General features: G+C 43.5%; 10 protein-coding genes. 3 read left to right on the forward strand and 7 right to left on the reverse strand.

The window, feature by feature from the left end:
- The first annotated feature begins 141 nt into the window (after positions 1–141).
- Positions 142–882 carry a Uma2 family endonuclease gene (locus AAFP11_RS28205; protein ID WP_340523057.1) on the forward strand — a complete coding sequence of 247 codons (741 nt, stop codon included), beginning with the start codon at positions 142–144 and terminating at the stop codon, positions 880–882.
- Positions 883–1,035: 153 nt separating this feature from the next.
- Here the strand turns inward: AAFP11_RS28205 and ileS are convergent, their stop codons facing one another.
- The 5 genes from ileS to AAFP11_RS28230 form a co-directional block, all read right to left on the reverse strand.
- Positions 1,036–4,626 (reverse strand): isoleucine--tRNA ligase, encoded by a 3,591-nt coding sequence (gene ileS / locus AAFP11_RS28210; RefSeq protein ID WP_341740003.1) that lies wholly within the window; start codon positions 4,624–4,626, stop codon positions 1,036–1,038.
- Between the two features lie 333 nt (positions 4,627–4,959).
- Positions 4,960–5,370, reverse strand: a complete 411-nt coding sequence (locus AAFP11_RS28215) for an Npun_F0494 family protein (protein ID WP_341740004.1) — start codon at positions 5,368–5,370, stop codon at positions 4,960–4,962.
- Between the two features lie 118 nt (positions 5,371–5,488).
- Complete coding sequence (locus tag AAFP11_RS28220) at positions 5,489–5,917, reverse strand: hypothetical protein (RefSeq protein WP_341740005.1); 429 nt, start codon at positions 5,915–5,917, stop codon at positions 5,489–5,491.
- Positions 5,918–6,002: 85 nt separating this feature from the next.
- Positions 6,003–6,275 carry a hypothetical protein gene (locus AAFP11_RS28225; RefSeq protein WP_341740006.1) on the reverse strand — a complete coding sequence of 91 codons (273 nt, stop codon included), beginning with the start codon at positions 6,273–6,275 and terminating at the stop codon, positions 6,003–6,005.
- Between the two features lie 50 nt (positions 6,276–6,325).
- Positions 6,326–7,264, reverse strand: coding sequence for a GTPase (locus AAFP11_RS28230; protein WP_341740007.1), 939 nt, complete (start codon positions 7,262–7,264; stop codon positions 6,326–6,328).
- 189 nt (positions 7,265–7,453) lie between these two features.
- Between AAFP11_RS28230 and AAFP11_RS28235 the strand changes: the two genes are divergently transcribed.
- Positions 7,454–8,797, forward strand: a complete 1,344-nt coding sequence (locus AAFP11_RS28235; protein WP_341740008.1) for an NB-ARC domain-containing protein — start codon at positions 7,454–7,456, stop codon at positions 8,795–8,797.
- 16 nt (positions 8,798–8,813) lie between these two features.
- Here the strand turns inward: AAFP11_RS28235 and AAFP11_RS28240 are convergent, their stop codons facing one another.
- Together AAFP11_RS28240 and AAFP11_RS28245 are read right to left on the reverse strand one after the other, a co-directional pair.
- On the reverse strand, positions 8,814–9,146 hold the full coding sequence (locus tag AAFP11_RS28240) for a DUF5615 family PIN-like protein (RefSeq protein ID WP_341740009.1): 333 nt from the start codon (positions 9,144–9,146) through the stop codon (positions 8,814–8,816).
- The gene (locus AAFP11_RS28245; RefSeq protein WP_194011686.1) at positions 9,139–9,456 is read right to left on the reverse strand and encodes a DUF433 domain-containing protein; all 318 of its coding nucleotides are present in this window, start codon (positions 9,454–9,456) and stop codon (positions 9,139–9,141) included. Before AAFP11_RS28245 ends, AAFP11_RS28240 begins: the two co-directional genes overlap by 8 nt.
- Before the next feature lie 188 nt (positions 9,457–9,644).
- On the opposite strand from AAFP11_RS28245, the gene AAFP11_RS28250 reads away from it, so the two are divergent.
- A partial coding sequence (locus AAFP11_RS28250) for a catalase (RefSeq protein ID WP_341740010.1) occupies positions 9,645–10,618 on the forward strand: 974 nt, incomplete at its 3' end.

The following is a 10,618-nucleotide window of genomic DNA, read 5'->3' on the forward strand; positions in this document are numbered from 1 at the left end:
TCCATCCGCCCACTCCTCAAAGCTATGCTTTGAGATTGTGAACAGATGGAATCCTCACCTCACACGCCTTTCATCCCACACTAACCGAGGCGGTATAGTGTGGGGATTCCCGTCTGTCTAGCTAAAGTTGGAGATATCCCCATGACGATCGCGCAATCACGGCCTCTTTTATCATTACCGGATCATACGCAGTTACCGGAGTCAGATGGTACATTTGTGAAAAATTTCCAAGAACATCCGCAAAGTTTGCTACTCACCACTTCTATTCGTCCTATCCTCGATCGACTGCACCCGGATGGGCAATACGCGATTGGTCAAGATTGTGGGATTTATTGGCGCTTGACTGACCCACCGGAGGGAGGTGCAGAAGCACCGGACTGGTTCTATGTGCCGAATGTGCCGCCCTTGTTGGATGGGGTGGGACGGCGATCTTATGTGTTGTGGAAGGAATTTGTGGCTCCGCTAATTGCGATCGAGTTTGTGTCAGGAAATGGCTCAGAAGAGCGCGATTCGACACCGCCCTCGGCAGTTGAGGGAGCCAAAGCGGGGAAGTTTTGGGTTTATGAGCAGGCGATTCGGATTCCCTTCTATGCAATTTACGAGGTGGAGAAAGCCGCAGTCGAAGTTTATGAATTAGTGGCAAATCACTATCAACTCATTGCAGCGAACCAGCGCGGGCATTACCCGATCGCCCGCATGGGTGTAGAATTGGGCATTTGGATCGGGCCCGAAGGCAATCAAACGTTGCCCTGGCTGCGTTGGTGGGATAGCGATGGGAATCTACTGCTGACGGGCGAGGAGCGCGCAGAGCATGAAAAGCAACGAGCCGATCGGCTAGCGGCTAAGCTGCGGGAGATGGGGATCGATCCAGAGGATATTTAGTTCTTAGACTGGAAATAAAGGGCTGTTTGTTTGGTGGGGGCGGGTTTATATAATTTGTCGATACTTCTCAAATATCAAAGGCGAACCTGCTCCTACAAAACTTCAATTAACGCACATTACATCTAAATGTAGGGTGCGTTATCAGCGCCTAGATTAAAATTCACCGTCTACTGCTGAAACGCAGCGTTCGCAAATTAGCGGATGTTCGATCGACTCGCCGACGTGAGTAGAATAATTCCAGCAACGATCGCACTTTTCGCCATCTGCTTTGACTACACCAATCGCCAAATCAGGAGACTGGAAGTTGTAAGGCAACTCTTGCAGAACCTGATTCGATTCTATTAGTTCCACTTCCGAAGTAATGAACAAATAGCGCAATTCGTCTACACCGTTCCCGGTCATTACTAAATTAGAAGCTACAGGTATTTGGGCCGGTGTTTCTAATTTTGGTTCGACTGGAATTAATTCAGTTGTCTGGATTTCAGGTACTTCTACCATCAGTGGTTGGACTGAGCTCGCCAGTACCATTTCCGGGATTTCAGGTACTGCTACAATCGCTGTTTCTACTGGGGCTGTGAGTACGATCGCCTGGGTTTCTGCAATCACAATCGCGCTGGTCTTGCCCAGCACATCTGCTGTCAGCAACTCAATATTTTCTGCCAGTTCTTGACGGCTAGCTGCGAACAACAAATGACGGAAAGCAAACCAAATGGTGAATAGGATACCGATGATTTCCAACAGTCCCCCCAGCATGGGAATTTGATTTATTGTATCCAAGATTCCCAGGGTTACTTTACCAGTTACCAAGAGTGAGGCCAACAAGCCAACTGTGACCAAAACCTTTTGGTATTCTGTGAAGAAATTGCCCAGGTAGGTAGGTATATCTGCTACAAACTGAGCAACTCGCTCGAAGATTGGCTGTGGATCGGGAACCGAGGGTTCAACGGCAGAATATTCGATGACTTCTGAAGGTCGATCGCCCTCTGCGATGGTTTCCTCCTCTACATGAATTGTCGTTTCTGTCAATACCTTGGCAACATTTGCTGCTTGTTCTTCCTGTAGATCTTGTACTGCTTTAGCTTTTTCCGCTGCTGCTAACTCGATAATTGAATTTTGCGATCGCACAAACTCCAGCAATCCCTCACTACTAGGATTCAAAGCTTGTAACTGCTCTCTTTTTTCAACATCAGGAACATACAATAAAACCTTAGCTTCCAAAGAAGAACCGATCGCCTTCTCCATCCGAGCTTTTTCCAAAACCTTGTTCACTTCCCCACGTACTTGCCGCAAATATTGCCAACGAGTCGCCAATTCTGGATTATGCCATGAAGCATCCAATTCTACCCAGCCCGATTCAAACACTGATTTGTATGGTGTGGGATAGGGAATATATTGCCAAATATCCTCAGCCATGTGACACAACACAGGTGCGATCGCCTTTGCCAAATTCTCCACAGCGATCGCAATCACCGTCTGACAACTCCGGCGGCGGTGAGCATCTGTAGCGCTGATGTAAAGTCTATCCTTGGCAATATCCAGATAAAAACTCGACAAGTCCACCGTACAGAAATTTTGCACAGTTTGGAAAAATCGGGAAAATTGGAAGTTATCAAAAGCATCCTTTACTTCCGCAAAAACTTCGCCCATTCTGTGCAACATATAGCGATCGAGTTCCGGCAATTCCGCGTAAGGGACGGCATCTTTTGCGGGGTCAAAGTCGTGCAAATTCCCCAGCAAAAACTTAGCTGTATTGCGAATTTTGCGGTAAACATCCGACTGCTGTTTGAGAATGTTTTTGCCCAAAGGCACATCGGCCGAGTAGTCTACCGAAGACACCCACAACCGCAAAACATCCGCGCCATATTCCTTAATTACCAAGGCTGGATCGACAACATTTCCTTCAGATTTGCTCATCTTGCGGCCTTTTTCATCCAGCACAAAACCGTGAGTCAAAACTGTTTTGTAAGGAGCAACGCCGTTTGTTGCTACGCTGGTGAGCAAGCTGGATTGAAACCAACCGCGATGTTGGTCTGAACCTTCCAAATACATATCAGCAGGATAGTTTAATTCCGATCGCCCTTTAGCCACTGCGGCCCAGGAAGAACCAGAGTCAAACCACACATCCATCGTGTCGGTTCCCTTGCGGTAAGTGCGGCCATTATTGCGGTAAGATTCCGGCAGTAATTCGGCGATCGACATTTCCCACCAAGCATCAGAACCCTTGTCAGCAATAATTGCTTGGACGTGGGCGATAGTTTCTTCGTTTAAAAGCGGTTCGTTAGTTTCTTCATCGTAGAATACCGGAATCGGAACGCCCCAAGTCCGCTGGCGGGAGATGCACCAATCCGATCGATCGCCTACCATTGCAGTAATCCGATTTTCCCCTTGGGCGGGAATCCACTTCACATTAGAAATGGCTGTTAACGCTTCATCACGAAACCCTTCCACCGAAGCAAACCATTGTTCCGTCGCCCTAAAAATAGTTGGCTTCTTAGTGCGCCAATCGTAAGGATAGGAGTGAGCGTAACTTTCCTCTTTAATCAAAGCATTTGCTTCGGAAAGAGCATCAATGACTGCGCTATTGCCATTTCCGAGGACATTTAGACCTGCAAATACTCCGGCTTCTGCGGTGAAATTTCCGTTTTCATCTACGGGAGTTAAAACTGGTAAACCGCAGCGTTTTCCGACGATAAAGTCTTCTTGTCCGTGGCCCGGTGCGGTGTGCACCAATCCCGTCCCAGAATCAGCGGTAATGTAATCGCCGCCAGCCACGATCGGACTTTCGCGATCGAACAAAGGATGTTTGTAAGTACAACCTTCTAATTCTTTGCCTTTGAAAGTCGCCAGTATTTTTAATTCTGTATTAAAAGTTGCCGATAGTCGATCGACCGCATCCAGAGCTACTAACATGAATTGTTGGGCGATGTGGGAATTTGCCGATGGTTCCACCACCGCGTAATCCAATTCGGGATTGACGGCGATCGCCAAGTTGGCGGGAATTGTCCAGGGGGTAGTTGTCCAAATCGCTGCCCAGAGGCTCGGCATATAGCGCTTGAGCTTCGATTGCAAAGATTTTGACAATTTTCTCAGATGAAAGCCAACGTAGATGCTGCGCGAAGTGTGGCCTTCGGGATATTCTAATTCAGCTTCGGCGAGGGCAGTTTTGGAACTTGGACTCCAGTGAACCGGTTTGAAGCCACGATAGATGTAGCCTTTGAGTACCATTTCACCGAATACGCCGATTTGGGCAGCTTCGTATTCTGGCTTCAGGGTTAAATAGGGATGGGCCCAGTCGCCCCAAACGCCGTAGGTTTTGAAGGAGGCGCGTTGTTGTTCGACGGTTTGTTGGGCGAAGGCGGCGGCTTTGCGACGGAGTTCGATCGGGGTAAGATTGAGTCTTTCTGCCGATTTTAGATCTTGCAATACTTTAAGTTCGATCGGCAATCCATGACAATCCCAACCGGGAACGTAGCGGACTTTTTTGCCGCACAGCATCTGGTAGCGGTTGATAAAATCTTTGAGGATTTTGTTGAGGGCGTGGCCGATGTGGAGTTGGCCGTTGGCGTAGGGCGGGCCGTCGTGGAGGATGAACAAGTCGCCCGGATTATTTTCCGAAAGGCGATCGTAGATGTGTTCGTCTGCCCAAAATTGTTGCAATTCCGGTTCCCGTTTGACGGCGTTGGCGCGCATTTCAAACTTGGTTTGGGGCAGATTTACGCTGTCTTTGTAAGATTTTGCTTCCATTTTTGTGAAACGTTTTCTGTAGTTAGTTGTTAGTAGTTAGCGGTTAGTTGAGAGTTGATAAGTAGTCGAGTTAAATAATCATAATTAAGTTTGTAGTGAGGAATTTAGTCCTCTCTCGTCCTTGAAGAGCTGACAACCAGATATTTCAGTATAGGCGATCGCACGCACATTCGATCGAACCAAATCCCTAGGCCACTCCCTCCTCTCTTAGACTTGCAGTCGGTTTTAACCGACTTTCGCTATGAGACAGGGAATTCATTCCCTGTCGGACTGTCGGACTGTCGGATTGTCGGACTGTCGGACTATCTATCAGACTGTGGCAGTGAGAAAAGCTCATAGAAACAGTCCCAACCCGCGGCTAAAGGCATTTCCCAGTCGATCGCACAATGAAGCATCCGGCACTTTCTGTCCTTCCCCTTCCCATTTTTCCACGAGTTGGCGGCCCAGGGGCGTGAGGCGAAAACTGTCGGTAATCCCTTGTCCGTCTACTTCTCGCCGCAGTACGCCGACTTGGATCAGCCACAGCAGGGAGTTTTCGGCTGCTAGTTCGGCTACGGGCGATCGGGTGTAGCCACTCTCGACACCGGAATTTGAGGCGATCGTTGTCAGGAAAACGCTGTTATCGCGGATGGTCTGGAAGAAGTGTAATTGAAATGGGCTGCACCGGATCGCGCGATCGGCTCTTTCTACGGTGCGGCTGGGATAACTAATAGATTTAAAGGCTTCGGATGGGATAAAAGTCATTGCCAGAACTTTTGAATAGGTACTGCTTTTATCATCACCTATTTAGAGTCAGGAGAGTATAGTTCTGCAAAATATAGCCCAAAATGCTATTCTCATCAACATTAGGATTATATTTTAGCTATAATGACCACTTATCAAAGAAATTTTTAATAACTTCTTGGGCTTTTGCTACTGTTGTACCCAATGCTTTTCCTATCTCATAACTAATCTCATGTATCCATTGTTGAAAAGAATTTTCTGATTTGGAAATAATGCTTTTTTCATAACTATCCATCTCATTTAGTTTTTGAAGTAAACGCTGTCTTAATAGCTGAGTTGTAGAGAGAGCATCTTCCACTTCTGAAGGATAAAATTGATACCCACAAGAACAGTTAAATTTACTATTTAGAATATACCACTGAGCGCTACAAGATTCACATTTAACCTGTCTTTGATAAGGTTCAACTAGCAATTGACCATTAAAAAGACAATCTTTATGATAGTTTTTTCCCCATTGTTTACCACAACTGGGGCATTTAGGAAAAGGAAATGCTATCCATTCACTCATAATTATCACCTTATACAACAATAAATAATTTGACCTCTACATACTAAAAAATAATGTAGAGGTATTGAGATAATACAAGCAGAGTTTAACCTAGTCCAGCTTTCCAGCCTTCTGACCATCCGTCACCGATCGATCGCACTATATCTCTGCCAAAACCAACTACTTGTCCCACAATATAGCCAAACAGTTTAGCAATTGACTTAAATAGATCGGCTACAAAAGCTCTTAAACTTGCTTCAGATTTCGCTGCTATCCTCAATTCAGCATCACTCATACCGCTGATTTGATTGACTAATCTCTGTCTGATTTTAGCCATATCATCACTCGCAATATAGTTTTCATTGGGAACTTCTCTCATGGATAAATCTCCTGTTTGTCAATTTGACTTGATTTGCACTAGATAGTGAATTAAATTCCTTGTTGTTTTAGCCATGCTAAAAATGCTTTTTTATCCCCAGCAAATTTAGCAAATTCTTCAGGAGGCATACTAGCAACAATATCAGACATCTTTGAAGGTTGAGGTTGTTGATGAGTTGCTCTTTCTCGTCTTTTTTCTGGAGGTAATAACTGAGGATCGACTAATTCCAGAAAATCAGCTAATGCTTTACGAGATGCAACTACCCATCTTCTTTTGTTAGGTACAGCATCCATCATGGTATCAAAAAGTTGAGGTAAGTTGTAGCGTCTGTTGGCAGAATATCCTACAACTTTTCCTTGCCAATTTGGTAATACTTCCCGAATTTTTCTTTGAACATCACGGATTCTTCCTTCGATATTTCTTTCTTGTTCTTCACTGGGCAAATTAGCTATTTCAATCCAAGCTGTCCCCCCAGGATGGACTAAATCAACTTTATTTAAAGCAATTACCATGCGCTCTAAAAGTCGAGGATGAATTGCTTTCAGTTCAGTTTCTAAATATTGCTGTACTGAAGCGATCGCTCGATTTTGTGCATCTAAAATCCACAAGGCGACATCTACGTCTTTTAACACCTGTTCATAAAGAGCAATGTGTTCTTTTTGTTTTAAGCGACTTTCACCCAATCCAGGCATATCATAAGCAACTAATGCTCCATTAACACCTTCAACTTGATTAAAGGATACTTCAATTCCTGTGGCCTCTTGGGTACAAGCTTCGACATGGCTCACATCTAAACCGGCGTTAAAAAGTGCATTCAGTGTAGAGGATTTTCCTACTCCTGTTTCACCAATAAAAGCGAAACGAGGAGGTGGTTCATTATCTACCTTGTCTTCAATCATGCGGTAGATTTTCTCAAAATCCTCCTCCGACATCTTCTGATCGCCCAGAATGTCTTTTGCTAAACCTTCGAGAAAACCTCGTAAATCCATAATGTTTTTCAGAACGGTAAAGTTAAATCTTCTCCCATGTTAAATCTCCTGTTCAGAACGCTGCACACAAAAAAAACAGATTTTCTTGAATTATTTGTAACAAAATATTAACTAAAAACCAGAAAAAACCTGATTTTCTTGGTTGAGATTACGCTATAATGCCTAAAAGCCATACCCTACATCAATCCTATGAGTATTACGGAAATTTTACAATTTGTAGATCGGGCAGTCGAGAAACAAACAGGAGAACACCTCGACGACCTAGAAAAAGCTGTTGTTAAGGGACTGTGGCAAGGTAAAACTTACACTGAGATTGCAGATGAATGCGGGTATAAGAGTAAAAACTATATTGGAGATGTTAGTCGTAAATTATTTAAGATTTTATCTGAACATTTAAAAGAAGATATTAGTAGACATAATTTTTCTTGGACTATTGAAAGAGTGATAAATTCTCAGTTTGTTGGCTTAATAAATAGTAAGATTAATTGGTGTCCTAATTCTCCTCCAGCAGATGCAAATCAATCAATCAAAGAAAAACAAAGTAAAAACAAAGGGTATCACGATTTAACCCTCGCCCCTAAAATCACCAGTTTTCACGATCGCACAACCGAACTTCAAACCCTCTCCCACTGGTTAATCGACCAAAATCTTCATCTAGTCTCAGTTTTGGGATTAAGTGGAATTGGCAAAACCACCCTAGTCAAACAGTTTGTTGACCTAAATTTACAAAAATTTGATGTAGTAATATGGAAAAACCTCAAACTATCTCAATCTTTAGATGCCATTATTAATGAAATCATCACAGGTGTCGATCGCGATTCTATTCAAACTGATAATAAGTTAACTCAGTTTTTCAATCTTTTGCGTCAACAAAGATGTTTAATCGTCCTTGATGATTTCCAAGAATTATTTATTAAGGGAGAATTGGCAGGAGAGTTCAAAACGGAATCTAAAAATTTCCAAAATTTATTGAAAATGATGACAAATATAGAACATCAAAGTAGCTTAATCTTAATTAGTCAGGAACAATGTCAAGAAATGATTAGTCTGGATGAGGATTTATATCCTATTAAGTGCTTAGATTTACAAGGATTAGACCATACAGAAATCTTGAAAAAATGGGGTTTAAAAGATGATGAAGCCTGGGCGGAGTTTAGCGATATGTACGGAGGAAATTTCGTTGATTTAAAAGATATTGCCAGTTTAATTAAAAGTATTTTTGGTAGCAAAGTTGCTGATTTTTTACAAGAAGACAGTTTAATTGTCACTAAAGATATGAAATCTCGGTTGACTGAATTATTCAAACGGCTATCACCCACAGAGCAAGAGATTCTTTTACAATTAAGCAAATTTGATGTACCTGTGTCAAAGGAAGATTTAAGCCAAAGTTTATCTCTGTCATCATCGGACTTAATGAATGGGTTGCGATCGTTGGGTCAACGTTATTTGCTCCAAAGAATAGAAGGAGAGAAAGTATTGTTTGATTTATCTCTTGTTGTTCGAGAATATGTGAGAACCTGTTGCCAAGATTAATTGCGATCGCCTATTTTTACAAATACTCCAAATGATTGTTCATTTCTTCAGCATTCAGTACCTCCCAAATTAATACTAATCCTTGCAAAATTTCCCCAATCGATTTACTGGTTTGCAGACAGTAAACAATACCCGCATGAGACAAACCTGCATGATGCAATCTTAAAAAATCCGTATCTTGGGTAAAAATTACTCGCTCTTGAGACAGGGAAAATGCCAATTGTTGTTCGTCGGATTGCCCGATCATTCCTTGTTCTGGAGTTGTGGTGACATCAATTCCACGTCTTCGCAATCCATTCCCTATGGCAAGAGTTATATTTTCGTCAAGATGAAATTTTATCTTAGCCATGTTGACGATTTTTTAATTTTTGTTGCAATAGCGATGGGGTTTGAGCTTTCAATTGGCGGGCAAATTCTGCATCTGCTTCGATCGCAGAGCGAATTTCATCTCGACGATCGTGATAATAGGCTAAAGCTGCATAGATATCAGATAAAGTAATACTCGGATAGTGATACAGAATTTCGTCTGGTGACATTCCCATTTGTTCGTGCCAAACAACTATATCCTGAACTCGGATGCGATGTCCGGCGATACGGGGTTTTCCCCCACAGATTCCTGGGGTGATTTCGATATGTTCTTTAATGACGGCGATCGACATGGTAGGGAATTAATATAGGATGTCTCTTCTATTTTAGGACAGGTTATTAGTTTTAATTGACTCAGCAAATTTTCAAAACACACCAATAATCTAACACCCGATCGCACATCTGAGAATTACCTCCCCAGATAGACCCCCGTCCCAGAAACCTATGGAACACTGAGGATACAGCAATCAGTTTATCAACCATGACAGAACACAAAACATTGACAACGGCTGACGGGATTCCAGTTGCAGATAACCAGAACTCCTTGACAGCAGGTGAACGCGGGCCTATTCTCATGCAGGATTTTCACCTGATGGAGAAACTAGCTCACTTTAACCGAGAACGCATTCCTGAGCGCGTTGTCCATGCTAAAGGAGCCGCTGCATTTGGCACGTTGACCATCACCCATGACATTACTCGCTATAGCAAAGCTCAGCTATTCTCAGAAATTGGCAAACAAACTCAGGTTCTCCTCCGCTTCTCTACTGTAGGCGGCGAACAAGGTTCAGCGGATGCAGAACGTGACCCCAGAGGCTTTTCGCTCAAATTTTACACCGAAGAAGGTAACTGGGATTTAGTGGGCAATAACACCCCTGTTTTCTTCATCCGCGATCCGCTGAAATTCCCTGATTTTATTCATACACAAAAGCGCCATCCGCAAACCCATCTCAAAGATCCTAACGCTAAGTGGGATTTCTGGTCGCTGAGTCCAGAATCTCTGCATCAGGTGACAATTCTGTTTTCCGATCGCGGTACGCCGAAAAACCACCGCCACATGGACGGTTTTGGCAGCCATACGTTCAGCCTAATCAATGCTCAAGGAGAACGGGTTTGGTGCAAATTCCACTTCAAAACAATGCAAGGTATTGAAAATTTTACCGCCGAAGAAGCGATGCGGATTAAAGGCGAAGACCCGGATCATTCCACTCGCGATTTGTTTGAAGCGATCGAGCAAGGTAATTATCCCAAGTGGCGCTTTTGCATTCAAGTAATGACCGAAGCCCAGGCCGCAGAATATCGCGAAAACCCCTTTGACTTGACAAAAGTGTGGAAGCACTCAGAGTTTCCCTTAATTAATGTGGGAATTCTCGAACTCAATCGCAATCCCCAAAACTTTTTTGCGGAAGTAGAACAGGCGGCATTTTCTCCTTCTAATGTCGTTCCAGGAATTAGCTT

It is taken from the genome of Microcoleus sp. CAWBG640 (genome assembly GCF_020883015.1).
Lineage (GTDB): Bacteria > Cyanobacteriota > Cyanobacteriia > Cyanobacteriales > Microcoleaceae > Microcoleus > Microcoleus anatoxicus.